Source organism: Planococcus sp. TJ-201, from assembly GCF_058268495.1.
Genome location: NZ_JBZDOG010000006.1, coordinates 177,781 through 203,123 on the forward strand (window position 1 = coordinate 177,781; position 25,343 = coordinate 203,123).

General features: G+C 44.1%; 24 protein-coding genes. 10 read left to right on the top strand and 14 right to left on the bottom strand.

All coding sequences use genetic code 11. The features are described 5' to 3' along the window. Positions 1 to 8: 8 nt before the first annotated feature. A complete protein-coding gene (locus AC4EG4_RS15615) occupies positions 9 to 485 on the bottom strand; it encodes a divergent PAP2 family protein (RefSeq protein ID WP_490979948.1) in 477 nt (158 codons plus the stop codon). A 149-nt stretch (positions 486 to 634) separates the two neighbouring features. Here AC4EG4_RS15615 and AC4EG4_RS15620 point away from each other — a divergent pair, with 149 nt between their 5' ends. Beyond that, positions 635 to 2,128: a leucyl aminopeptidase gene (locus AC4EG4_RS15620; protein ID WP_490988317.1), complete on the top strand. Its 1,494-nt coding sequence runs from the start codon at positions 635 to 637 to the stop codon at positions 2,126 to 2,128. A gap of 37 nt (positions 2,129 to 2,165) precedes the next feature. Here AC4EG4_RS15620 and mnhG read toward each other — a convergent pair whose 3' ends face one another. From mnhG to AC4EG4_RS15660, 8 genes are all read right to left on the bottom strand, one after another. Beyond that, the gene (gene mnhG, locus AC4EG4_RS15625) at positions 2,166 to 2,573 is read right to left on the bottom strand and encodes a monovalent cation/H(+) antiporter subunit G (protein ID WP_490979950.1); all 408 of its coding nucleotides are present in this window, start codon (positions 2,571 to 2,573) and stop codon (positions 2,166 to 2,168) included. After that, a complete protein-coding gene (locus tag AC4EG4_RS15630) occupies positions 2,533 to 2,814 on the bottom strand; it encodes a Na(+)/H(+) antiporter subunit F1 (protein ID WP_490979951.1) in 282 nt (93 codons plus the stop codon). The genes mnhG and AC4EG4_RS15630 overlap by 41 nt, the downstream gene beginning before the upstream one ends. Then, entirely contained in the window at positions 2,811 to 3,290 is a 480-nt protein-coding gene (locus AC4EG4_RS15635; RefSeq protein ID WP_490988318.1) for a Na+/H+ antiporter subunit E, read from the bottom strand. The genes AC4EG4_RS15630 and AC4EG4_RS15635 overlap by 4 nt, the downstream gene beginning before the upstream one ends. Before the next feature lie 7 nt (positions 3,291 to 3,297). Then, the gene (locus AC4EG4_RS15640) at positions 3,298 to 4,779 is read right to left on the bottom strand and encodes a Na+/H+ antiporter subunit D (RefSeq protein ID WP_490979953.1); all 1,482 of its coding nucleotides are present in this window, start codon (positions 4,777 to 4,779) and stop codon (positions 3,298 to 3,300) included. Then, positions 4,772 to 5,119 (bottom strand): Na(+)/H(+) antiporter subunit C, encoded by a 348-nt coding sequence (locus AC4EG4_RS15645; RefSeq protein WP_490979954.1) that lies wholly within the window; start codon positions 5,117 to 5,119, stop codon positions 4,772 to 4,774. Before AC4EG4_RS15645 ends, AC4EG4_RS15640 begins: the two co-directional genes overlap by 8 nt. After that, positions 5,119 to 5,541, bottom strand: a complete 423-nt coding sequence (locus tag AC4EG4_RS15650; protein ID WP_490988319.1) for a Na(+)/H(+) antiporter subunit B — start codon at positions 5,539 to 5,541, stop codon at positions 5,119 to 5,121. The genes AC4EG4_RS15645 and AC4EG4_RS15650 overlap by 1 nt, the downstream gene beginning before the upstream one ends. Further along, complete coding sequence (locus AC4EG4_RS15655; RefSeq protein ID WP_490979956.1) at positions 5,528 to 7,942, bottom strand: Na+/H+ antiporter subunit A; 2,415 nt, start codon at positions 7,940 to 7,942, stop codon at positions 5,528 to 5,530. Before AC4EG4_RS15655 ends, AC4EG4_RS15650 begins: the two co-directional genes overlap by 14 nt. Before the next feature lie 212 nt (positions 7,943 to 8,154). After that, positions 8,155 to 9,387 (bottom strand): MFS transporter, encoded by a 1,233-nt coding sequence (locus AC4EG4_RS15660; RefSeq protein ID WP_490979957.1) that lies wholly within the window; start codon positions 9,385 to 9,387, stop codon positions 8,155 to 8,157. Between the two features lie 127 nt (positions 9,388 to 9,514). On the opposite strand from AC4EG4_RS15660, the gene AC4EG4_RS15665 reads away from it, so the two are divergent. Further along, positions 9,515 to 10,219: a peptidylprolyl isomerase gene (locus tag AC4EG4_RS15665; RefSeq protein ID WP_490988320.1), complete on the top strand. Its 705-nt coding sequence runs from the start codon at positions 9,515 to 9,517 to the stop codon at positions 10,217 to 10,219. 101 nt (positions 10,220 to 10,320) lie between these two features. Beyond that, the gene (locus tag AC4EG4_RS15670) at positions 10,321 to 10,581 is read left to right on the top strand and encodes a DUF1871 family protein (RefSeq protein ID WP_490988321.1); all 261 of its coding nucleotides are present in this window, start codon (positions 10,321 to 10,323) and stop codon (positions 10,579 to 10,581) included. Positions 10,582 to 10,636: 55 nt separating this feature from the next. Here the strand turns inward: AC4EG4_RS15670 and AC4EG4_RS15675 are convergent, their stop codons facing one another. After that, the gene (locus tag AC4EG4_RS15675) at positions 10,637 to 10,855 is read right to left on the bottom strand and encodes a helix-turn-helix domain-containing protein (protein WP_490979960.1); all 219 of its coding nucleotides are present in this window, start codon (positions 10,853 to 10,855) and stop codon (positions 10,637 to 10,639) included. Between the two features lie 96 nt (positions 10,856 to 10,951). Beyond that, positions 10,952 to 12,286 (bottom strand): sodium-dependent transporter, encoded by a 1,335-nt coding sequence (locus tag AC4EG4_RS15680; RefSeq protein ID WP_490979961.1) that lies wholly within the window; start codon positions 12,284 to 12,286, stop codon positions 10,952 to 10,954. A gap of 151 nt (positions 12,287 to 12,437) precedes the next feature. Between AC4EG4_RS15680 and AC4EG4_RS15685 the strand changes: the two genes are divergently transcribed. Next, positions 12,438 to 15,044: an RNA polymerase sigma factor gene (locus tag AC4EG4_RS15685; protein ID WP_490988322.1), complete on the top strand. Its 2,607-nt coding sequence runs from the start codon at positions 12,438 to 12,440 to the stop codon at positions 15,042 to 15,044. A gap of 86 nt (positions 15,045 to 15,130) precedes the next feature. Then, on the top strand, positions 15,131 to 15,505 hold the full coding sequence (gene yugI / locus AC4EG4_RS15690; RefSeq protein ID WP_142828969.1) for a S1 domain-containing post-transcriptional regulator GSP13: 375 nt from the start codon (positions 15,131 to 15,133) through the stop codon (positions 15,503 to 15,505). 25 nt (positions 15,506 to 15,530) lie between these two features. Here the strand turns inward: yugI and AC4EG4_RS15695 are convergent, their stop codons facing one another. Then, entirely contained in the window at positions 15,531 to 16,844 is a 1,314-nt protein-coding gene (locus AC4EG4_RS15695) for a sigma 54-interacting transcriptional regulator (RefSeq protein ID WP_490979963.1), read from the bottom strand. A gap of 139 nt (positions 16,845 to 16,983) precedes the next feature. Between AC4EG4_RS15695 and pruA the strand changes: the two genes are divergently transcribed. The 4 genes from pruA (at position 16,984) to AC4EG4_RS15715 (ending at position 22,399) form a co-directional block, all read left to right on the top strand. After that, entirely contained in the window at positions 16,984 to 18,528 is a 1,545-nt protein-coding gene (gene pruA / locus AC4EG4_RS15700) for an L-glutamate gamma-semialdehyde dehydrogenase (protein WP_490988323.1), read from the top strand. A 77-nt stretch (positions 18,529 to 18,605) separates the two neighbouring features. Further along, positions 18,606 to 19,799, top strand: coding sequence for an ornithine--oxo-acid transaminase (locus tag AC4EG4_RS15705; RefSeq protein WP_490979965.1), 1,194 nt, complete (start codon positions 18,606 to 18,608; stop codon positions 19,797 to 19,799). An 81-nt stretch (positions 19,800 to 19,880) separates the two neighbouring features. Beyond that, positions 19,881 to 21,125, top strand: a complete 1,245-nt coding sequence (locus AC4EG4_RS15710; RefSeq protein WP_223641994.1) for a Glu/Leu/Phe/Val family dehydrogenase — start codon at positions 19,881 to 19,883, stop codon at positions 21,123 to 21,125. A gap of 110 nt (positions 21,126 to 21,235) precedes the next feature. Beyond that, positions 21,236 to 22,399, top strand: a complete 1,164-nt coding sequence (locus tag AC4EG4_RS15715) for an iron-containing alcohol dehydrogenase (protein ID WP_490979966.1) — start codon at positions 21,236 to 21,238, stop codon at positions 22,397 to 22,399. Between the two features lie 39 nt (positions 22,400 to 22,438). Here AC4EG4_RS15715 and AC4EG4_RS15720 read toward each other — a convergent pair whose 3' ends face one another. Continuing rightward, complete coding sequence (locus tag AC4EG4_RS15720) at positions 22,439 to 23,425, bottom strand: cation diffusion facilitator family transporter (protein WP_490988324.1); 987 nt, start codon at positions 23,423 to 23,425, stop codon at positions 22,439 to 22,441. Positions 23,426 to 23,441: 16 nt separating this feature from the next. Continuing rightward, positions 23,442 to 24,170 carry an MgtC/SapB family protein gene (locus tag AC4EG4_RS15725; protein ID WP_490988325.1) on the bottom strand — a complete coding sequence of 243 codons (729 nt, stop codon included), beginning with the start codon at positions 24,168 to 24,170 and terminating at the stop codon, positions 23,442 to 23,444. A gap of 104 nt (positions 24,171 to 24,274) precedes the next feature. Here AC4EG4_RS15725 and AC4EG4_RS15730 point away from each other — a divergent pair, with 104 nt between their 5' ends. Then, complete coding sequence (locus AC4EG4_RS15730; protein ID WP_490979969.1) at positions 24,275 to 25,177, top strand: DMT family transporter; 903 nt, start codon at positions 24,275 to 24,277, stop codon at positions 25,175 to 25,177. Positions 25,178 to 25,343 lie beyond the last annotated feature (166 nt).

The following is a 25,343-nucleotide window of genomic DNA, read 5'->3' on the forward strand; positions in this document are numbered from 1 at the left end:
TTTTATTGTTAACTTAGCATTCCGTAAAAAATGAAGGAAATTGCGATGCCTGTTAATGCACCCATAAACACTTCACTCGGTTTATGTCCAAGCAGGGTTTTAAGTTCTTGGATCTTTTCCTCTTCTTTTTTCTGAGGCCATTTTCTGGTTTCATCCATGAAGAGGTAGATGTCCTGCCGCATTTTGTTGATGGTCAAGGCTTGCTGTCCAGCTTGAAAACGAACGCCTGTGGCATCGTACATGGTAATAACGGCAAACATAGTTGACACTGCAAATATCGTGGAAGAAACGCCATGTTCGAACGCTACAGCCGTAGTTAATGAGGTTACAGCGGCTGAGTGGGAGCTGGGCATACCGCCTGTTGACGAGAAAAGCTTCCAGTCGAGTTCACGCGTTACAGCATATTGGATGGGGATTTTAACAAATTGAGCAAATACGATGGCAAACAAAGCGATCATAAGGGGATGATTAGAGAAAATTTCCATGCGGAACCACAGCCTTTCTATGCCAATAGGTTCTCATAGTATATCATAGACACGAAAAATACAATGGATGTTAATTCCTTCGTTACACGAACTACTCGGAACTCGGATTACATGCTACACTTGAAGAGAACGTAAAAAGGAGGAATTTTATGCAAATCAACTTACAGCAGCATTCACAAGACAGCGGAGCCGAAATCCTCATTGTCGGCCTGAGCCGGCATCCGGAAAACAGCAAGGGATGGAGCGAATTCGCAGAGCGCTTTGATGGCAAATTAGAAGGATGGATCAAGCAGGACTTGTCTTTCGATTTAAAGTCTTTGATTACTTATCCGACGCTGTCAGGGGATATTCCGCGCGTATTATTTGTAGGTTTAAATGACCGCAAAAAATTGACAGAAGAAGATCTTCGTTCTTGCTTCGGGCTGGCTGGCAAGGAATTGGCGAAGAAAAAAATAAAACATGCCGCAATTTATTTAGAGTCGTTTGAAAACGATCGAATGACACCGGAAGACGTCGCGTTTTTGGCTGCTGAAGGCATTACGATGGGCGGCTACAGCTTTGATGATTACAAGACCACATCCAATGAAACACAGGTGGAATTGGAGTCTGTGACCTTCCTGGCAGAAGAGTCAACGGAAGATGTAGAGTCTGCCGCAATCGTAGGTTCTGTTTTTGGCCAGTCGGTCAACGAAGCACGGACGCTTGTCAACATGCCGGCAAACATCCTGACTGCTGCAGCAATGGGCGAGTATGCACGGGAACTCGGAGAAACGTACGGCTTTGAAACGGATATTTTAGGCAAAGCGGAGATTGAAGAGCTGGGGATGGGTGCAATTTTGGCGGTCAACCAGGGCTCTATTGAAGAACCGCGTGTGATTGTCTTGAAATACAAAGCCACAGAAGGCTTTGAAGACCCCTTAGCGCTTGTCGGCAAAGGCGTGACCTTCGACACCGGCGGCTACTCTATCAAACCAAAAGACGGCATCGTAGGGATGAAAGGGGACATGGGCGGTGCTGCAGCTGTGCTGGGTGCCATGAGAATCATTGGCGAACTGCAGCCGGAGAAAAATGTGATGGCAGTTATTGCAGCAACAGACAATATGATTTCCGGCAATGCCTTTAAACCGGATGATGTCATTACATCCATGAGCGGGAAAACCATTGAAATCCTCAACACGGATGCTGAAGGCCGACTCGTTTTGGCTGATTCCGTCAGCTACGCGAAGCAATTGGGTGCAACCCGCATTGTCGATGTGGCAACACTTACGGGCGGTGTTATCGTAGCATTAGGAAAAGACAAAACCGGTGCTTTGACAAACGATGAAGCGTTTTTTGAAACCTTCCTGGAAGCATCTGTGGAAAGCGGCGAATTTGTTTGGCGATTGCCATTGACAGAGAGTGATAAAAAACGGATTCGGAAAAGCAATGTTGCAGACTTGAACAACTCACCGGGACGGGATGGCCACATGATTTTTGGCGGCGGCTTTGTTGGGGAATTTGCAGGGGACACACCTTGGATTCACTTGGACATTGCCGGTACTTCCGACGCAGAGGGTCCTCATGATCTCGGACCCAAAGGCGGAACGGGCGCCATGGTCAGAACATTAGCGATGCTGGTTGAAAAAATGGCAGACGAGCAATAAAAAAATAGCCTGCAGGCAACATGCCTGCAGGCTATTTTTATTGTTCTGTTGGTTTGTTGTCCATCAGTCTTTTCTTTCGTTCTTCTAAGGCATCTTCCATATCATCACGCACTGTTTCATCGGCCACTTTGATGCCGGACATGTATGCAGCCCGTCCAATCATATGCCCTCCGACAGGCGCTGTGATAAACAAGAAGACAATCGCGATGACCATCTGTGTGTTGAAAATGCCTTCAATTAACCAGAAATGAATGAACGTCGCAGTCAACACACAGAGAACACCGAGTGTTGAGCTCTTAGAGGCTGCGTGCGTTCGTGTATACACATCTGGCAGCCTGATAAGTCCCAGTGCAGTTACAAGGCTGAAAATGACTCCTGTGCTCATTAATAGGATGATGAGGATGTTAACGATTGTTGTTTCGATCGAAAATCTCTCCTCTCTCAAGGAATTTCGCAAAAGCAATAGTTCCGATAAACGATAAGATACTTAGCAGCAAGATGACTTCCAGAAAAAACTCTGTTTCGATAATCAATGACAGCAAAGCAACAATCGAAACGAGTGATATCCCAATAGCATCTAATGCTACTACACGGTCGGCGATTGTTGGGCCTTTAACGAGCCTGAATAGCAGGCCCGTAAAGGCTAAGCTAACAATGATAAGAGAAATCCAATAAAACATCATCATGGGCGGCTCACCTCCAAAATGGCGCGTTCGAATGTTTCTTTGATTGAACTGACAGCTTCATCAATGTCTTCAAAGTCAAGCGCATGGATATAGAGCCTTTTCTGATCGTCTGAAATGCCGACAACCAGTGTTCCAGGTGTCAGCGTGATTAAAGCGGACAGCAAAGTAATTTCCCAATCTTCTTTCAGTTCAGTTTCCAACTCGAAGATTGCTGGTTTTAAGTTCATATTTGGTTTGATGACAATCCGTAAAACCTGGATGCTCGACATCGCAAGCTCTTTAAGAAACAACAAGAACAATCTGGCGATGGCCCATACACGTAAAATGTAGAGCCGATATGAAAAGAACCGGCGCATCAGTATGATGACTCCCAGACCGATCAGAAAGCCAATTGCAAATCCAGCGGGACTAAAGGAAACAGTCATGAACATCCAGACAACAGCCAGAAAGAAATTCAATAAGATTTGTAACGCCATGTGTCATCTACTCCTTTAAGACCGCATCAATATAGATGGATGGATTCAGCAACACTTCACCTGCGCCTGAAATAAACGGCATGAAGAGTTCCGCGCCGACCCCGAATACCACGGTAATGGCAACAAGGATTACTGTCGGAATGAACATTTGATTAAACACTGACTTTTTCAGTGGAACGGTTTCAACCGGTTCGCCCCAGAAAGCATAGATGAAAATACGAACTGCACTTAACAAGACGATTAGGCTGGTTGCCAGAATGACGATGCTGCCCCAAAATTGCGGGCCTTCAAATCCTCCTTGGACAATCAGCAGTTTTCCGGGAAATCCGCTGAGCGGTGGAATGCCAGCCAGTCCAAATGCTGCAACCAAATACGTCCAGCCAAGAACAGGGTAAGTTTTGATGAGGCCACCCATTTTCCGAAGGTCAGTAGTGCCAAACAATATGGCAACAATTCCTACAAGGAAGAACAGAGCGGCTTTGATCAGCATATCATGGAGCAGGTAGAAAATGGATCCTTCTACTCCAGGCTGGTTCAATTGAGCAATGCCGAACAAAATAACGCCGACAGCAATAATAATGTTGTAAATAATAATTTTTTTCACATCAAAATAGGCAAGTGCGCCAACACAACCGGCAAGAATGGTCAGGATGGCAATGATGCCAAGCAATTCATGAGTAAATCCGACGTTCATAGTAAAGAACAACGTGTATGTACGCATAATCGCATAGACGCCGACTTTTGTCAGCAATGCCCCGAACAACGCCAATATGGGAATCGGCGGTGAATAGTAAGACCCTGGCAACCAGAAATACAAGGGGAAGATGGCTGCTTTAAAGCCAAAGACAACCAGAAACATGACAGCAATAACGGTCAAGATTCCTGTTTCTTCAATTTGTGGAATCTTTACAGCCAAATCGGCCATGTTCAAAGTCCCTGTAACCGAGTAAAGGAACGCAACGGCTGCAACAAACAAAGCGGATGAAATGATGTTTACCAGCAAGTACTTAATGGATTCACGCAGTTGCGGTTTTTCTCCACCATGCACAATCAATGTATAAGAAGCCATTAGCAATACTTCAACAAATACGAATAAGTTGAAAATATCCCCCGTCGTGAAAGCGCCGTTAACGCCGACCATCAAGAATAAAACGGCAGGGTAGTAATAAGATTGTTCGCGCTTCATACCAATGGTTGGAAAGCTGTAGAAAACGACGAACAAGGTGATAATTGAGGAAGTAAGAACCAATAAGGCCGACAGTGGATCCGAGACCATTGAAATACCAAAGGGTGCCGGCCAGCTGCCGAGTGTAACTACTTGTACACCATCTGCATGAACTTTTGTGAGCAGGACGATTGCAGAGATTAAAGTTACTACTACGCCTATAGCAGCGAGTATGCGTTGAAGCTTTAAGCGCTTCGGGAAAATCATCAGGATAATAGCGAAAAAGAACGGGATGATGATTGGAAATAGAAGTAAGTTACTCATGATCTTCAGTTCCTCTCAGCAAATCCATATTGTCGGTACCGAGCTCCTGATAAGAACGATACGCAAGCACAAGGAAAAATGATGTAACGGCAAATGAAATGACAATAGCAGTCAAAATCAAAGCCTGGGGCAGCGGGTCAGCATAATCGCTGATGCTAACGCCATCAGCTACTACAGGAGGCGAGTTTCCACCAAGTCCACCCATAGTCAATAACAGAAGGTGAGCGCCATGGCTCAGCAACCCTGTCCCAATAACTATACGGATTAAGCTTTTTGAAAGCATTAAGTAAACAGCTGCCATAAAGAGAAATCCAATGGCAACCGACATAATTATTTCCATTATCCATCCTCTCCAATCGTTTGAATAATGGTCATCGTTACACCGACAACAACCAGGTAAACGCCAACGTCGAACAGCAAGGCCGAATGCAGAGACGTATTACCGAAAAGCGGTAAATTATAGTAATCATAAGCGTGAGTGAAGAATGGAACATCGAAAATGATAGATGCAGCAGCTGTGGCAAGTGCCAGCAATAAGCCGATTGCAGTCATGGTTACGTAATTTATCGGCAATATTTTTTTAACCGTTTCCAGGTCGAAAGCAAGCATCAGCAGGACAATTGCGCTGGTCGTCAATAATCCGCCGACAAATCCACCACCTGGTGTATAATGCCCTGCAAAGAAAATGTGGACAGCGAACATCAAAATGATGAAAGTCACTACTTTAGTGGCCGTTTGAAGCATAACATCATTTGTTTTCATGCTGATCCTCCTTTTTAGACAAGCGCAGTTTGATCATCGTGATGATGCCGATAGCCGTTATGCCGAGTACAGCAATCTCAAACAATGTATCAAACCCGCGATAATCCACCAAGATAACGTTGACGATATTTCCGCCGCCAGCTTCCGTATACACCGTTTCTTTGTAAAACTCGGAAATGGAAGGCAAGGCTTTTTGCGAATGGGATGCCAAAGCAATTAAAGTCATCGTAATGCCGACTCCCACTGCAACAACAGCATTTCCTAAACGGAAGCCCATTCGTTCTTCTTTTCGGCTCATCTGAGGCAAGTGATAAAATGCCAATAAGAACATGGCAACGGAAATCGTTTCAATGACCAATTGGGTCAAAGCTAAATCAGGTGCGCGGAAAATAACAAAGAACAAGGCAACTGAGTAACCGACTGCTCCCAAAGCGATGATGGCCGTCAGCCTTGATTTTGATACAAGAATAGTCATGGTAGAACCAATTAAGGCAATGAGTATAACAATTTCATAAAAACCGACTGGAGCAATGTTGGTTAAATCCAATACAAATGCATCAGTCAGATACAATGTTCCCAAAAGGATGAAGATAACGAAACTGAACATGTACACCAAATAGGAGCGAATAAAACCAGTCATATACAACATAGAAAAGCGGTTTGCTCCACCGTCGCTGAGGTACAGCAAGTTATCGTATAAAGCGTTTAGCGATATTGAATCTGGGAAACGCTCATAGCTTTTCTGCCATTTGTGCAGCGTCCAGAACATCAAGCCACCGACCGCAAAAATACCGAGGGTCATAAAGAGTTCGGTGTTGAAACCATGCCACGCGGATACGTGAACATCCACTTCTGCGGGTGAACTGTACAAGAAAGGCTGCATGGCCATAACGGCGGGTTTCACGAGCCAGTTGCCTACGTGATTTGGGATGAAGAAAATCACGATAACTAAAATGGCAAGAAACACAGGTGAAATCAGCATGCCGATTGGCGCTTCATGGGCTGGTTTTGGCAATTGATCCGGTTTGTGTTTGCCGGCAAACGTATGGAACACAAAATAGAAGCTGTAGATAAATGTAAATACTGAACCAAGCCAGGCGACTACAGGGAAGAGAACTCCCCATACATCCATTGAAAATAAATCAAATTCTGTTAGTGACAGCATAGCTGTCAAGAACATTTCTTTGCTTAGGAAGCCGCCGAATGGAGGCAGGCCTGCCATAGAGAAGGCTCCGATCATCGCAACAGTGAAACTGATTGGCATTAAGCTCATCAGTCCGCCAAGTTTGCGAATGTCTCGAGTGCCTGTTTCGTGGTCAATAATTCCAGCGACCATGAACAGGCTGCCTTTAAAGACAGCATGATTAATCAGATGGAATATCGCCGCAAAACCCGCATACATGAAAGAGGTTCCCGCAATATTTTCAATATGGTAACCAGCGGCTGATGCCCCGAGAAGCGACATGATCAAACCAAGCTGGGAAACCGTTGAAAATGCCAAGATGCCCTTCAAGTCTTTTTGTTTTAGTGCAAAGAACGAACCCCAAAACATTGTAAACAATCCGACTCCAGCAACCAACCACATCCATGTTCCGGATATGGCAAAAACAGGAGTTAGACGAGCAACTAAATAAAGACCTGCTTTTACCATTGTCGCAGAGTGCAAATAAGCACTGACAGGGGTAGGTGCTTCCATTGCATCTGGAAGCCAGATATAGAACGGGAATTGGGCCGACTTGGTAAATGCACCGAGCAGCACCAAGACAAGAGCCCATATGAAGAAATCGTGCGTGACCATTTCGGGAGCTTGCGTAATCAATTCGCGTATTGAGTATGTATTGCCCATAATGCTCAGCAGTACAAAGCCCCCAAGCATCATCAGTCCTCCAAAAACGGTGATCATCATAGATTTTAATGCACCGAACCTTGAACGATCACGGGTGTACCAATAACCGATCAATAGGAAAGATGAAATGGAGGTCAATTCCCAAAACAGGTAGAGGGTGATCAAGTGGTCACTTTGGACAATGCCGAGCATCGCCGTCATGAACATCAGGAGATAAACATAGAAATTATGTAATTGTTCACGGTGCTTGTCTAAATAAAATATCGAGTACAGCACCACTAAAGCCCCGATGCCGGTAATCAGTAATGTAAACAGCAGGCTTAGTCCGTCGATATACGCGACGAACGCGATATCAAGTGAAGGAATCCATTGGAATTCAGAGACTAGGTTGCCGCCATCGATGGTAGTTGGGAGCAATGATACATAGTAAATGAATAAAACGACGGGCACAACCAACACAAACCAACCCGTATGGATCTTTCCGACTTTCTTAAATAGCAGCGGAATAAAAAGAGCTGCAAGCAAAGGTAAAAAGATTAAAAATACAAATGACAAATGAATCCTCCTTCCAGCGTATATGTGATGAGTTTCTAATTAGAAATTATAACGCAAATGGAGTGGATTTGCATGATTCATCTACCAAGAAAGCCGAATCTATCAAAGTTCCCTCAAGCTTTTTAGATAGGAAGAAACCCATTTAAGTTAATTTTGTGAATTTGGATTTAAGCAGCAAAAAACCCGATTTTCAGTTGAAAACCGGGTTTTCCTTACATGTTTTTCAGTTCCTGTTCCAGTAAGACATCTTCAAAATCCTGTTGCGGTTTCGCCAATGTATAGCGAAGGAAAGCAAAACCAATAACAAACAGCACACCGGTTACGATAAAGACCGAAGAAATCCCGATAAAGCCGCTGAGAATACCCCCAAACATTGGACCGACAATGTTTCCAAGAAATCGGAAGCTGGTGTTGTATCCCATAATCTCTCCCTGGATTTCAATGGGTGCTTCACGGCGCATTAAGGCAGTCGTTGTGGGAATCATTCCACCGACAGCAATACCGAACAGCAAGCGCAAAACAATCAATTGCCAAAGCTCGGTGACAAAAGCTTGGGGAATGATAAAGACAAAAGCGAGCAGCAGCAGAAAACCGAGTACTTTCTCGTAGCCAATTGAATCGCCTAGTCTTCCCCAGCGGCGTGCAAACAGCAAATTGCCGACGCCGGTTGCACTGAATGTAATCCCGGCAAGAAATGCCACTTGGGCGCTGCCTTCGGTTAACTCTGCGACATAAAGAGACAACAGCGGCTGAATACTGAAATTGCCGATTTGAATCAAAGCGGTGATGATCATAACGTTCAGCATCAAGCGATGGCTCAATATTCCACTAACGATGGTCTTGGGTGCGTAGATGTGAGCATCTTTTAATTTTACGCGTTTGATCTCATGCAGGCCAAAGACCACAAACAATGCAGCAATGGCAATAATGCTAGCTGTGATCAGAAAGGTGTATTCAAATCCGAAAGCATCTGCCATCAAGCCGCCAATTACGGGTCCGAAGAGCGTACCTGAGACACTGCCCATTTGCAGCGTACCAAGCGTTTTCCCGGCTGTTTCTTTCGGTGTTTGGGAGCTGACAAATGCCAGCGAAGTTGGGATGAATCCTGTCACAACCCCCATGAACAAACGAATCAAGAACAGTTCTGAAACAGAATCAGCTGTTCCCATTAAGAAGATGCTAATGGCGATGCCGAATCCGTTAATGATTAAAATAGGCTTAAAGCCATATTTATCAGCAATGCGCCCCCAAATCGGGGACATGATTAAGGCAGCAACGAACGTGACACCAAATACTAGTCCGGACCAGCGCTGGACATACTCGTCTGTAAAATCGCCAAGTGATTCAATATACAGCGATAAAAATGGCATAATCATGGTAGTGCTGCCGGCAACCAGGAAATTGGTGAACATGATAATAAAGAAATTCTTTTTCTGAGTATCCATAAGGAACCCTTCTTTCTAAGAGGAGCATCTGTTCTTATTATATATTATTTCGTCACACGAAAAAAGCGCTAAAACTTACCAGTGAATTCAAAAAATTTCTGTGCTAAAATAAGGCGGGGTGAAAAAGATGAAAAAAATAATGACGGCACCAATTTTATTGGCCTTATTCTTGGGCGCATGCTCGGGGCAGGAGGCAGATACAGTGACGGAAGAAACGCCTGAGTCAACCGAGAGTGAAGCAGTGGAAGTAGACGGCTACCCACAGTTATCTGCCGAAGTTGCTGAAAACGAATCACTTGTTGAGTTCACTACGTCAATGGGAACGATGCAGATCAAGCTGTTTCCAGATGTTGCACCTAAAGCAGTCGAGAACTTTTTGACGCATGCTGAGGACGGCTATTATGACGGCCTGACATTCCACCGCGTCATGGAAGATTTCATGATTCAGACGGGAGATCCGACCGGAACAGGCGGTGGTGGTGAAAGCATCTACGGCGCACCGTTTGAAGACGAATTCCATGACCATCTCTTTAATATTCGAGGGGCCTTGTCAATGGCGAATGCTGGACCGGGAACGAATGGCAGCCAGTTTTTTATCGTTCAAGGACCGACAGCAGTAGATGAAGCCGACTTCACTGTCGAATACCCGGAAAAAATACGGGATGCTTACTTGGAGCAGGGTGGCGCGTTTTGGCTTGATGGCCAACACACCGTATTCGGCCAAGTAATTGAAGGCATGGAAGTTATAGATGCCATCGCAGCTGTTGAAACGGTAGAAGACAAGCCGGTTGAAGATGTGACCATTGATTCTATTGAAATATTAGAACAATAAACAGATTGCAGAAAAACCTTGGATGAAAGGTTTTTCTGCTTTTGTTTTTTGGTGTATGTTATTATAGCTGTTAATGTTGAAGAATTGATAGGTGAAATCAAATGGATACAAATGAAATGAACAGAAGAGCCGGTGGTGTGATGGAAGAATGGGACCCTTTTTCCATTGGTTCCGAGTTGTACGATGCAGAAATTGGGGAAGTGGTTGCTCAACTGCACGTGTTGGACCATCCATCGGAACTCGCAAAAGAGATTCAGCGCATCTACGAAGACTCGTTTAAAAAATGGATTCCGTTGGAACAATGTGTGGATATTTCATACAAACTAATTGCGCTTAAATACGAGGCAAAACACATTATTTGAAACCAAAAAAGAGCGTTCAGCGAATTTTCGCTGAACGCTCTTTTAGGTCGAATCCTTATTTAGATCCTAAGCCGTCCACTAAGTTAGAAGCAGGGACTTCCAATGCATTTGAAAGAATAAGAATAGTAGAATTGGATGGCACTTCTTCGCCGCTTTCGTAAGCTTGAAGCTTGGCAACGCCAATTCTTGTTTTAAGAGCCAGTTCATCTAATGAGAGGTTGCGCTCTTCACGAAGCGCTTTTAGTTGGGCGTGTAAATCGTTTTTCAAATTCATGCACTCCTTCATATATGGAACTTTCTTCTATTTATATACTATCACGCACCGGTATTTTTCGGTAGGATAAGTTGTGGCATTTTTCAAACAGATAGATCAAAAAATGGCAATGATTCCTTGGATAAAGACCACAATAATCGCAACAGGTGCGACGTAGCGAACCAGTACGCGCCAAACATCAACCCATACTTTTTGCTGCGATAATTCGTTATGCGCATCTTCTTTTGTCAGCACGTAGCCTGCAAATAACGCGGTGAATAAGGCACCAAGCGGCAACCCGATTCGGCTGGTCAATGTATCAACAAAGTCGAAGAATGTGAAGCCGAAGAAGATTTCCTGCGGCATGACGCCGAAAGACAATGCGCTTGGAATCCCGACAACGAAAATCATCAGCCCAAAAATTAAAGCAACACGGCGGCGGCGATCGTATTTGCTCTTAACGCCGATGGAAACCGTAATTTCCAACATGGAAATTGATGAAGTCAATGTTGCAAACAGCAAAAGTACAAAGAAGATAATCATTAAAAATTCACCCATAAACAGTTGATCGAATATGGCTGGCAAAATAATAAATACCAATCCAGGGCCTTGATCAGGGGTATAACCCAAAGCGAAAACAGCTGGGAAGATAATCAATCCTGCCATAATCGAGATGACAATGTTGAGGGATACAACACTGACGGAAGACCGCGTTAGGTTTTCCGATTTTGACAAGTATGATGCATAAGTGATCATACCAGCAACACCGACACTCAGGGAGAAAAAGGCTTGGCCAAGCGCAATCAAGGCTGTTTCAAAATTAAAGAAAGACCAATCGGGAACGAACATAAAGCGCACGCCTTCCATGGCACCGTCAAGTGTTAGCGAACGAACCATCAACACGACAAAGAAAATTAATAAAGCGGGCATCATGATTTTGCTGGCGCGCTCGATGCCGCCTTTGATGCCGCCTTGTACGATCCAAATTGTCAGTCCCATGAACGCGGCTTGGGCAAGCAGGACTTCCCATGGATTTGTGATGATGCCGGTAAACAGTTCCGCAAAATCATTGTCCCCTAGATCGGACAGCTGGAACAGCACAGCACGTCCAAGGTAAGACAAGACCCATCCGCCTACGACACTGTAAAAGGATAAAATCAAAAATGAAAAAATAAATCCGGACCAGCCGATCAAATACCACGGTTTCCCGGGAGCTTGTTTTTTCAATCCACTGACTGCATCTGCCTGGCCTCTGCGGCCGATGACAAATTCAGCAAGAAGGATCGGCAATCCAATGGCCACAGTGCTGATGATGAACAACAGGATAAACACACTGCCGCCATTTGCGCCAGTTTCATAGGGGAACTTCCAAATGGCGCCTAAACCGATGGCACTTCCTGCGGCTGCAAGAATAAAGCCCAATTTGGAACTCCATTGTTCACGTTTCTTCAACTTCATCACTCCTATTTCATATAGATTTCCTCATTTTACACGAGCGGCACTAAAAAAAATAGCAGTTTTTGAAACGCTGCAGGGTTTGGTGCGTATAAGTATCTATTAAATAAATAAAATGATTATTCCGATAAATAAAAGGGGTGGGGCAATGACTTCTCTAAAGGATCTATACAGACAAGCACAAAAAGGAGACAGCTCCGCTTTTAATACATGGATCGACTGTGTCCAACCGAATACGGGCCGCTTCGCATATCAAGTAGGCGTTTCTATCGAACATCTGCCGGCCTTTCAACAGCGCACAATTGAGCCGCTTTATGCACAACTAGAAAAACTCACATCCAGAGAGGCAGAAATCGAACTCTACAAACTGATCATTCATGAGGCATCACTACTGGATTTTTCAGTCGAAAGCAAAAGACAGCATCAAGTTCTTGGGTTTTTGGAAGACCAGGAATTGCACGATGCACTGCAACAATTGGAACTGGCTCAAAGAATTTGTCTAGCTTTGTTTTATTTTCAAGAGCTTTCTTTAGAGGAAGTCCTAACGATTACAAAAAAATCCGAATCACGGTTTGTTGAGCTGAAGAATGAAGGACTGCAGAAATTGCAATCTCAATTGCAGTTGAACGAGCTGCAGATAACGCAAAGGCTGGCGATGCTTCAAAAATCGTACCAGCGTTTTACGCCACCACCTCCTTTTAGACAACAGCAACCGGAAAAAAAGTCCATTGGTGCCACAGATGCTATGCTTCTCCAATCGGCACAGCCACGCGTGCAGAAAAAAACGGCAATTGTATTGGGAGCTGCAGCCTTATTTCTGGCTGTGGTCATTGGCGCAACTTTTGCTGTCACGAATCAACAATCATCAACTGCAGGAACTACCGTTTTTCAGCAAGAAGACATAGTGACTGACGAAATGGTTGCAGATTGGCGCAGCCAATACGAAACCATTAAAAGAACCTCGCCGGCACGGTTAGGTATGACTCAAGAACAGTATGAACAACTGGAGTATGTCAAACGAGCTGACAGCGAAATGGAACTTGTTTTCAGTGAAGAAACGCTCGAATCATTTAAAGAAGATCCTATTGAATTGCAGTTCAAGGTGGAGCGGCTTTTCAGGGAAGTCGAAACACCACGGGGCATGGTGCAGTCCTTATCGGTGGGCAATTCTATACTGAGCAACGAAGTGGAAGTTTTTTTACAAGATTATGCGGCTAAGACCGATGAGTTGCGTGTATTTGCGGATAGCATTCTAATGAAATATCGGCAGGAATTGGAATCGACAATTGTCATGGACCAGCTGTCACCGGAAAAATTGCTGCCGCAAACAGAAAGCTATCCCGAAGAGCTGCGCATGGTTGTGGAAGCTCTACCTGAATCCAATCTATTCGTGGTCGCACACCCCAACGAAAATCGGTTTAGAACGGTGCGAGATGTAAGTTTTGTAAATCAGCAACAACCGATTATGAACGATCCATACGCTTGGCAATATTTGAATGTATTAAGCATCGAACCTTACTTTGATAGTAGTGGCTTTTTGGTGCCTCTAGATACGGTTCCGCAGCACTTAATTACCATGGAGCAAGCATTATTGGAAGAAGACGAAGTAACAGCTTTGTTTGATGGAGTAGAAGTGGCTTATTTGCAAACTTTTTGGCAGTTGGTAAAAGGCAGCGGCAATTTCCCGGTTTTTGATGAAGAAGGAAAAGTGAAAATAGAATACCGCGAGGCTTGGAATGGTGTGTCTTCTTCTAATCCAATGGCCTATTTGATGCTGCCGATCCTTGAAGAAATGGAAGCGAGTGATTGGACGTCATCTGAGCATTATGATGATTTGAAGTTCGATGACTTGGCGGATGCTCTGGAAATGGAAAAGTCAGGTGAACTCGCTGATAAGCTGCCCAATGGCAACTTAGTGATTGAGGATGAATTGGTGGACCTAAAGGATTTTGACTATAGCCGGATTGAATCTCTATATGAGTCATTCGAATCCTCTTATGATCTGCAGATTTTGGCGGGGGTACCACCTCTTGATGTGCTGTTTATGTATCATTACGCCAATAAACTGGATGATACGGAAACACTTTGGCATTTGCTGGCAAACAGTCCGATCAAACCGACACTCGAAGTGTTTCAAGAAGTGTGGCAGCCAATCCCAGAACTGACGGAAAACGCAAATTGGATCGAACTCTCCGCAGATTCTCATAAAGGGCGGATGAAAGATAAGGTTTATATTTATCCACAAGTCGGTTCAGATGAATTTCTTGAACGATTAGATGCAGTATTGGTTACAGAGAAAGACCAAATTTGGCAAATCGACTACCAGCAATACAATACGTATGATTTGCTAGATGAAAATCAACAGTTTGTACAAACGATTGATTCTCTCTATGCGTCAATATCGGATCACTCCCAGAACCAATTGCCGGCTGAAACAGGAGCGGGAGAAGTGGCTGGCGTATTTTTCAAGGCTGCTGAAAACGAAGATGTTGCTGTGATGAAAAAACTGATGGCAGAAACCGACTGGACCAACGAAGAGTTGCAGTACTTTCTGGACCTTTCCAGCTTCCGTCCATTTTCGGAACTGGAGCAACTTACTTTCAGGACTCATTTCAGCCCCAACATGCCAACTCATTTGAGTGGCATCGTTGACATAAAATATGTCACTGAATCTCCAACTAGCGCGATTCAGGAAATGTATTTCATGGAAAAAACTGCGGTCGGATGGCGGATGGAAAACTTAAAAAATTTCTGATTTTGCTCTAAGCATATACCTGTGCTATAATATACAGATGCCAATAGGTGTACAGGACAATTAGATATGACTAGGAGCGGGTAAACATGACAAAAACATACCAAACAGGCGATACGGTTTCAGGTAAAGTAACTGGAATCCAGCCATACGGTGCATTCGTAGCTTTAGACGACCAAACACAAGGATTGGTTCACATTTCAGAAATCACTCACGGTTACGTAAAAGAAGTAAGTGAGTATTTGGCAGTAGGACAAGAAGTTGACGTGAAAGTATTGGAAGTTGATGAAAAATCTAAAAAAATCAGCTTGTCAATCCGCGCACTTCAAGAGCAGCCACCAGCAGCTCAAAGAACTGAAAAGCCAAAACAATCTCTTCAATCACACGTTAACGAAAGCGATTCTGAAGGATTCAATTCGTTGAAAGACAAAATGCAAGAGTGGATCAAACGCTCTGGGCAGTAAGACAACATAAAACGAAGCACAGACATCATGTCTGCGCTTCGTTTTTTTTGATTTTTCGTAACCGGTACTGCAAATTTTGGCGGCTCATGCCGAGAGCGGCAGCGGCTTTTGTTACATTACCGCTGTTTAAATCCATCGCTTTTTGCAGATAGTACATCTCAGCCTCAAATAAATATTCTTCTAAAGGCACAAGCTCCGTATTTGATTGAACAATAAAGTCTTCAGGCTTCAGGGCATCCTTTAAATCACTTTTAAGCTTGAAATGATGAGGCATCATGTCGGCTGTAACGATTTCCTGCGTTGTCAGCATGGAAGTGGTCTCATCAAGCAAGAGTTCAAGTTCTTTTAAATTTCCTGGCCAGTCGTATGCATGCAGCAAGTCACTGACTTCTGGATCCAATCCGCGGACAACTGAACCGACCTTCATCCGGTGGCGGGAAAAGTAGTCTTCTACAAACGGCAAAATGTCTTCTTTTCGGGAGCGCAGTGGTTCTACTTTGATGGTCATTGAGGAAAAGAAGTAAAACAAGTCCTTCAATAATTTATTCGAAGAGATCAATTCAACCGGATCGTCACCGACACTGGCGATGAAATACGTATTGCCGCGCGAACCTTCCTCAGCCATTTCCAGCAACTGTTCCTGCAAAGACAGCGGCAGCAAATCGATTCGTTCGCAGTAAATCGTGCCATCACCGACTTTCTGGATGTCTTCTCCCAATTGATCAATGATAGAGCCATCCGTTCCGTGGCAGTACAGTGTATACATCTGCCTGTCGGATGAGTGTGCCCAGTGAATCGCTTCGGCAATTAATTCTTTGCCGGTTCCCGACTCCCCGACCAGCAGCACTGGCAGTTTCGCCGTTGCTGCTTTTTCGGCTGTAGCAATTACTTTTTTCATGCTTTTTGATACAGCGGTAATGGTCGAGAAGGTAATGGGCTCATCGTATTTTCGGAGCGGCTGATAAATCACTTTTTCTAGAGTAGTCACGTCGCGTGATAATTCGATGGCTCCAATTAAAGTTTCTCCATCGCGGACAGGATACGTATCATTGATGGTGGTGATTTCCTGGCCTTTACGGTTCCAGTACGTTTGCTTAACGTTAAAAACCGGTGTTCCGCTTTGCAAAACTTGCAGCAGGGTACTTTCATGTTGGTCGAATCGGAACATTTCAAGCAGCGAACGGTCCGCCAGTTCCTCAAAGTCGAACCCTTCAATTTCCCTCATTTTTTTATTATATAAGACGGTTTTTCCTTTGAGGTCAATGGCGTGAATCCCGATGGCCACGTGTTCTCCAGCAAATTTATAGAACGGCGATAAATCGTTTTTTTCCGGTTTCATGCTGTTCACTCCAAAATTATTTTGACTTTTTAAATAAAAACACTTGAATTATGCAACAATCTTTTGCATTATTATAAGTGGAAACAGTTTAAAAGTGCAAATTTTTTTTGCGCTTACTTAAAACTCAAGGAGGATTTACATGATTCCCTACAAACACGAACCATTCACAGATTTTTCGATTGACCAAAACCGCATAGACTTTCTGGAAGGCTTGAAAACAGTTGAAGCTTACCTGGGCCAAGACTATCCGTTGATTATTGGTGGCGAACGCGTAACCACTGAAGATAAAATTGTTTCGTTTAACCCTTCAAATAAAGAAGAACTTATTGGCCGCGTGTCAAAATCAACTAAAGAATTGGCTGAGCAGGCAATGCAGGCAGCTGATGAAGCTTTTAAAACTTGGAAAAAAGTGAAACCCGAAATTCGCGCTGATGTTTTGATGAGAGCAGCTGCGATTGTTCGTCGCCGCAAGCACGAATTCTCAGCACTTTTGACGAAAGAAGCCGGTAAGCCGTGGAACGAGGCAGATGCGGATACTGCAGAAGCCATCGATTTCCTGGAATACTACGCTCGCCAAATGCTGCGCTTGAAAGATGGCATGCCAGTAGAAAGCCGTCCAGGCGAAGACAACCGCTATGACTACATTCCATTGGGGGTAGGCGTTGTTATCTCTCCATGGAACTTTGCCTTTGCGATTATGGCTGGAACAACAGTTGCTGCAATGGTTGCAGGAAACACGGTTCTATTAAAGCCAGCTTCAACTACACCGGTTGTGGCTTACAAATTCATTGAAGTTCTGGAAGAAGCGGGCATGCCTCCAGGCGTAGTCAACTACATTCCTGGACCAGGCTCTGAAGTTGGAGATTACTTGGTAGATCACGCGAATACACGCTTTATCTCATTTACGGGTTCAAAAGAAGTCGGCCTGCGCATTGCAGAACGTTCTTCAAAAGTAAACGAAGGACAAGTTTGGATGAAACGCCTGATTGCTGAAATGGGCGGCAAGAACACAATGGTGGTGGACAAGGAAGCGGATCTTGAGCTTGCTGCACAATCAATTGTAAAATCAGCATTTGGCTTTAGCGGACAGAAATGTTCAGCGGGTTCACGTGCGGTTATCGTTGAAGATGTTTACGATACCGTTTTGGAACGCGTAATTGAATTGACAAAAGAATTGACGATCGGTGATCCGGTTGATCAATCCAACTACATGGGGCCTGTTATTGATGGCAACTCATACAAAAAAATCATGGACTATATCGAAATCGGCAAAGAAGAAGGACGTTTGGTTGCTGGTGGAGACGGCGACGATTCTAAAGGTTTCTTCGTTAACCCAACTGTTTTTGCTGATCTTGATCCGCAGGCGCGCATTATGCAGGAAGAAATCTTCGGCCCGGTTGTCGGCTTGACAAAAGCAAAAGATTTTGACCATGCAATCGAAATCGCCAACAACACCGAGTATGGCTTGACTGGCGGAGTGATCACAAACAATCGCGCGAACCTGGAAAAAGCACGTGAAGATTTCCATGTAGGAAACCTTTACTTTAACCGCGGCTGTACAGGCGCTATCGTTGGGTACCAATCATTTGGCGGATTCAACATGTCTGGAACAGATTCGAAAGCAGGCGGCCCGGACTATATCGGTCTTCACATGCAAGCAAAAACTACTTCTGAAATGTATTAATCAATCAGAAACTGGTATAATAATTCATTAAAAGGCAGACTAAGGTCTGCCTTTTTTTAAAAAAAGGAGGAAATTACATGACACAAACACAAACGATTATTGAGCAAACAGAAAAATACGGGGCAAACAACTATCACCCACTGCCAATCGTAATTACAGAAGCAGAAGGTGTTTGGGTCAAAGATCCTGAAGGCAATAAATTCATGGATATGCTGTCAGCTTATTCAGCTGTTAACCAAGGACATCGCCATCCAAAAATTATCCAGGCATTAAAAGACCAGGCAGACCGTGTTACGTTGACTTCACGTGCGTTCCATAATGATAAGCTGGCTCCTTGGTACCAAATGATCTGTGACATTTCCGGCAAAGAAATGGCATTGCCAATGAACACTGGTGCTGAAGCTGTAGAAACGGCCATTAAAGCAGCTCGCCGCTGGGCTTATGACGTTAAGGGCGTTGCGGAAAATCAGGCAGAAATTATTGCGTGCGACGGCAACTTCCACGGTCGTACAATGACAGCTGTGTCGTTATCATCAGATCCTGAATACCGCAAAGGTTTCGGTCCGATGCTTCCTGGCATCAACTTGGTTCCTTTTGGTGACTTGGAAGCATTGAAAAATGCAATTACGCCAAATACAGCTGCGTTCTTGATCGAACCGATTCAAGGTGAAGCCGGAATCATTATGCCTCCACAAGGTTTCCTGAAAGCTGCGAGAGAACTTTGCCGCGAAAACAATGTTCTTTTCATTGCAGATGAAATCCAATGCGGTCTTGCCCGTACTGGAAAAATGTTTGCTTGCGAATGGGAAGATGTCAATCCGGATATGTACATCCTAGGCAAAGCGCTTGGCGGAGGGGTATTCCCAATTTCATGCGTAGTTGCCGATAAATCTGTACTCGGCGTATTCAACCCTGGCTCACACGGTTCAACTTTCGGCGGCAATCCGCTTGCTTGTGCCGTATCAGTTGCTTCTATGGAAGTATTGCTTGACGAGAAGCTTGCAGAGCGTTCGCAGGAACTGGGTGAATACTTCATGGGCAAATTGCGTGAAATCCAACACCCATCTGTTAAAGAAGTCAGAGGCCGTGGGTTGTTCATCGGCATGGAATTGACGGAAGCAGCAAGACCGTACTGTGAACAATTAAAAGAGTTAGGTCTTCTTTGCAAAGAAACGCATGACACGGTCATCCGCTTTGCGCCGCCGTTGATCATCACAAAAGATGAATTGGATTGGGCGATTGAGCGCATTCAAAAAGTATTCTCTAAATAACATCGGCATGGCACATAAATCTTGACATGTGTTACACTAGATGCTGAGTAATTACTAACTAAAAAGAGGCGAACTAATACAATGGCTGAAAACTTGAACTTGTTGACGTCTACGCAGAATGTTATTAAAACTGCATTGGATAAGCTTGGATACGAAGATGCGATGTACGAACTTCTAAAAGAACCGATGCGGATTTTGGAAGTGCGCATTCCAGTACGGATGGATGATGGCAAAACAAAAGTCTTTACAGGTTACCGTGCTCAACACAGTGATGCAGTGGGACCGACAAAAGGTGGAGTCCGTTTTCATCCGGATGTAAATCGTGATGAGGTCATTGCTTTATCAATGTGGATGACATTGAAATGTGGAATTGTGGAATTGCCTTATGGCGGAGCTAAAGGCGGCATCATCTGTGACCCGCGCGAAATGTCCATGCATGAAATCGAAAAATTGAGCCGTGGCTACGTTCGTGCGATCAGCCAGATCGTCGGACCGAACAAAGACATTCCGGCACCGGACGTGTTTACGAACTCACAGATTATGGCGTGGATGTACGATGAATACAGCAAAATCGATGAATTCAACTCTCCTGGCTTTATTACGGGCAAGCCGATTGTTCTTGGCGGCTCTCAAGGCCGAGACAAAGCAACGGCTCAAGGTGTCACCATCTGTATTAATGAAGCTGCCAAAAAGCGCGGACTGGATATGCAGGGGGCGCGCGTTGTGATTCAAGGTTTTGGCAATGCCGGAAGCTTCCTTGCGAAGTTCCTGCATGACGCTGGAGCAAAAGTAGTCGGAATCTCAGATGCCTACGGTGCTCTTCATGATCCGGATGGCTTGGACATTGATTATTTATTGGATCGCCGCGACAGCTTTGGAACGGTTACAACGTTGTTTGATAACACCATTACAAACAAAGAGTTGTTTGAACTGGATTGCGACATCCTGGTACCTGCAGCGATCGCAAACCAAATTACAGAAGAAAATGCCAACGACATTAAAGCTTCTATCGTTGTCGAAGCAGCGAACGGCCCGACAACTGCTGAAGCCACTAAAATGCTGACAGACCGCGGAATCCTATTGGTTCCTGATGTTTTAGCAAGCTCTGGTGGAGTGACGGTTTCCTACTTTGAATGGGTGCAAAATAACCAAGGTTATTACTGGACGCAGGAAGAAGTGGACGAAAAACTCAACAAAAAACTGGTAGACGCATTTGAAAATGTCTACAACGTTGCCACAACACGCAATATCGATATGCGCTTGGCAGCTTATATGGTCGGCGCCCGCAGAACTGCTGAAGCTTCACGCTTCCGTGGATGGGTATAAGACTTTAAAAAACCGCCTGGATCCCAATCCAGGCGGTTTTTCCGTCTCAATCTTTTGCTTTTTGATTGGAGAAACTCCATAATAAAATTTGAATAGAGGAGGATGATTGGATGAATGCATTTTCATTTTATAACCCGGTAAAACTTATTTTTGGCAAAGGACAGCTGCAAGAGGCCAAGAAAGAATTGCCGAAATTCGGCAAGAAAGTATTGCTTGTATATGGTGGCGGCAGCATCAAAAAGAATGGCCTGTACGACGAAGTCATTCAAATGTTGTCAGAAGCTGACTTGGAAGTTTTCGAGCTTGCAGGAGTAGAACCAAATCCACGGATCTCAACTGCCAAAAAAGGCATTGAAATCTGCAAAAAAGAAGGCATAGAGATGATTTTAGCAGTAGGCGGCGGTTCAGTCATTGACTGCACCAAACTCATTGCTTGTGGCGCTAAGTACGACGGAGATGCATGGGATTTCGTTTCCCGTAAAGCTCAGCCCAAAGAAGCACTGCCTTTCGGGACAGTTCTGACACTCGCTGCAACCGGTTCTGAAATGAATGCGGGTTCTGTTATTACCAATGAAGAAACACAAGAGAAATATGGATGGGGAAGCCCGTTGTCATTCCCGCAATTCTCAATCCTGGATCCGACCTATACATTATCGGTACCGGAAAACCACACGGTCTACGGAATTGTGGACATGATGTCCCATATTTTTGAACAATACTTTAATGATGCGACGAACACACCGGTTCAAGACCGGATGTGCGAAGGTGTCTTAAAAGCAGTCATCGAAACGGCACCAAAATTGATGGAAGACCCTCAGAGCTACGAACACCGTGAAACGATCCTGTTTGCCGGAACAATGGCTTTGAACAAATTCCTTGAGATGGGCTATAGAGGCGACTGGGGTTCACACAATATCGAGCACGCAGTATCTGCAGTTTATGATATTCCCCATGCAGGTGGATTGGCAATTCTCTTCCCGCAATGGATGCGCCACAACGTAAAAATCAACCCTGCGCGTTTTGCTCAAATGGCCGTTCGTGTCTTCGACGTGGATCCAACAGGAAAATCGGAGTCTGATATCGCGTACGAAGGAATCGATCGCTTATCAGCATTTTGGACTTCACTGGGGGCACCAACACGCTTAGACTACTACGATATTGATGATTCAAAAGTAGACTTGATGGTTGAAAAAGCTATGGTTTACGGCGAATTCGGCAATTTTGCAAAATTAAAAGGCCAAGACGTCAAAGAAATTCTACAAGCTTCTCTATAGAAAAAAGGTTCAGCGCATAGCGCCGAACCTTTTTTTCGTTTATTTTTGATCGAGTGAGGCGGGACGATTGCTGAGATGTTTCCAATGGGTTTCGCCATCGTCCGCATCAAGAGAAACAATCACGTCATTGACACTCGGTTGGCTAAGAAGAATTTCTGCTAAACGTTCCTGTAAAGCATCGGCCTGAGTGACATTTAAATTTGGATCAACTTCAATTTTTGTTTCAACATGAAGGAATTCGCCTTCTTTTACAACTTCCAATTCTTTTATGTCCCGTACGTCAGGATGCTCGCTCAACAAGTGAGCGATGTGATTGACCATTTGTTCGTCTGTTTCACCGATCGCTCCTCGGGCATTGTCCAAAAAGACTTTCCCGACTACATAAAGCATCATAAAGCCAATTGCAATGGAAGCCGCGCCCTCAATTTGCAGAAAGCCTGTATAATGCGCAATCAATACTGCGGTCAGAGCCAATACGCCGCCTCCAGTCGCAACCAAATCTTCAAGGAAGACTAGTTTCGTAGCCGGCTTCGCTCGATCCAAATGCTTAAAGCTCGTGGTCAATGGAGCCATCGCACCGCCTTCAACACCCGCTTCGTGCAAGATTTCTTTACCTGCTTTATAAAGAACAAAAAATTCCAGAATAATTGCAATTGATAATACGACCACACTAATAATAAATCCTTGTGCTTCAACAGGATGAGTCATTTGGTGCCAGCCTTCAATAATGGTTTCATAAGCCATGATCCCAACAATCAATACGGCTCCTAGCAATACAATATTCAATAGACGCCCAAAACCATTCGGGAATCGTTTAGTCGGCGCTTTTTTCGAAAGGGCAGAACCGATAAAAACGAAATACTGATTGGCGGCATCGCCGATCGAGTGCATGGTCTCCGCAAACATTGCAACATTTCCGGTAAAAAAGAACGCGACTCCTTTCATAATAGCGATAAACGTATTAATGATTGCTGCCGTCAAAGACGGCTTATTGCCATTTTTCAATAAACCAAAAAACTCTTGCATAAAAATTCCTCCTCGATCAAATCAATTCAATTTCAACTCGTTTTACTTTTTCCATCTCGGATATTTCTTTGTACAAATCGATTGGGTCTTTTTCATGTGAAAAGGACATGCGAATCGATACCACGTGGAAGGAAGCGGTACTCTCTTGGTCTGTATGAGTAATGGAAATACTTTCGACAACTGATCCGCCAGTTTTTAATTCGTTGAACACCTCCTTTATCGCCGCTTGATCCTCGACGATCACTTTTAAATTCGCTTCCACCATCTTTAAGCGTTTAGGTCCAAACTTAAAGAGTAGGGGAGGCAGAAGTTCAATCCCGATTAAAACAAGCAGAACTGCAGTTACAGCCTCTACATAAAAGCCAGCTGCCACTGCAATCCCGATTCCACCCGCACCCCAAATCATAGCCGCCGTCGTCAATCCCGATATAGAATCATTGCCGCGTTTTAATATGACACCGGCTCCTAAGAAACCAATACCCGATACAATCTGTGCGGCGAGGCGCAGCGGATCCATGGTGATATTAACATTGTCATACTGGCTGCCCTGTGCAATATATGCGGACTCAATTGAGATGATCGTCAATAGGCAACTAAAAGTCGAAATAACGACGCTTGTTTTTAATCCAACAGGCTTTCTTTTTAATTCCCTTTCCAACCCAATAACTAAACTTAAAAGAGCAGCGATCACAAGTTTAAAGAATGTTTCATACGATGAGACTTGTAGTGAACTGAAAAATTCCATAAGGACAATCCCTCATTTCTTGTTCTGATATTGATTCTGATGGTGGAAAGTGGCAAACTTATTAGGTGCGTCGTCGGTAAATAAGTAAAAGAAGAGGTGCCTGAATGGAAAAACCGGCTATCCATCCATATATCCCTATTATAGTAGGAGTTTTCTCTGTAGCGCTATCAGCTATTTTTGTGAAGATGACATCAGCTGATTCAGGAGTTACCGCTTTTTATAGAATGCTGTTCTCCGTATTGATTATGAGCCCGATCTTTTTCCTAAAATATACCCATGAAATTAAAAAGCTAAGCAAGAGAGATTGGCTGTTTACTTCTATAGCTGGAATCTTTTTAGCATTTCATTTTATTTTGTGGTTTGAATCTCTCAACTATACATCAGTCGCCAGTTCAACTGTGCTCGTGACTTTGCAGCCTTTATTCGCTTTTGCCGGAACTTACATCTTTTTTAATGAGAAAATTTCTCTTAAGACTTTGGTGGCTGGAGCTATTGCGATTTTAGGCAGTGTGTTAATTGGTTATGGAGATTTTAAAATAAGTGGCAGTGCTCTATACGGAGATTTATTGGCGTTGATTGCCTGCGCATTGATTACTGCTTACTTGTTATTCGGCCAAGATGTAAGAAAAAGGTTATCACTGGTAACCTATACATTTGTAGTTTATAGCATTAGTACTATAACGTTATTCTTCTATATTTTATTCAAAGGGGAATCGTTTGGTCCTTATCCTGCTTCCGAGTGGATGTGGTTTTTGCTGTTAGCACTCATTCCAAACTTGTTAGGGCATACTTTATTCAACTGGGCTTTGAAGTGGGTCAGTACCAATGTCATATCAATTGCGATTCTTTTTGAGCCGGTAGGTGCTGCTATTCTTGCCTATTACATCCTTGGAGAAAGCCTGAGCGCCTCTCAAATTATCGGCGGAAGTATAGTGTTGGCGGGGATTACACTGTTTGTTGCAGACTATCAAAAAATTAAAATGCGCTTTTTGAAAATTAAAGGTTGATTTTTAGCTCGTGGCGGTTTATATTTATATATGTCCTTAAGACGGCTCGAGAAAAATATTTTGAAATAGTATTGACAGCGAGAACGGAATAGGATATATTAATAAAGTCGCCAATGAGCGCGGCAAACAACTTGAACCTTGAAAACTGAACAGCAAAACGTCAACA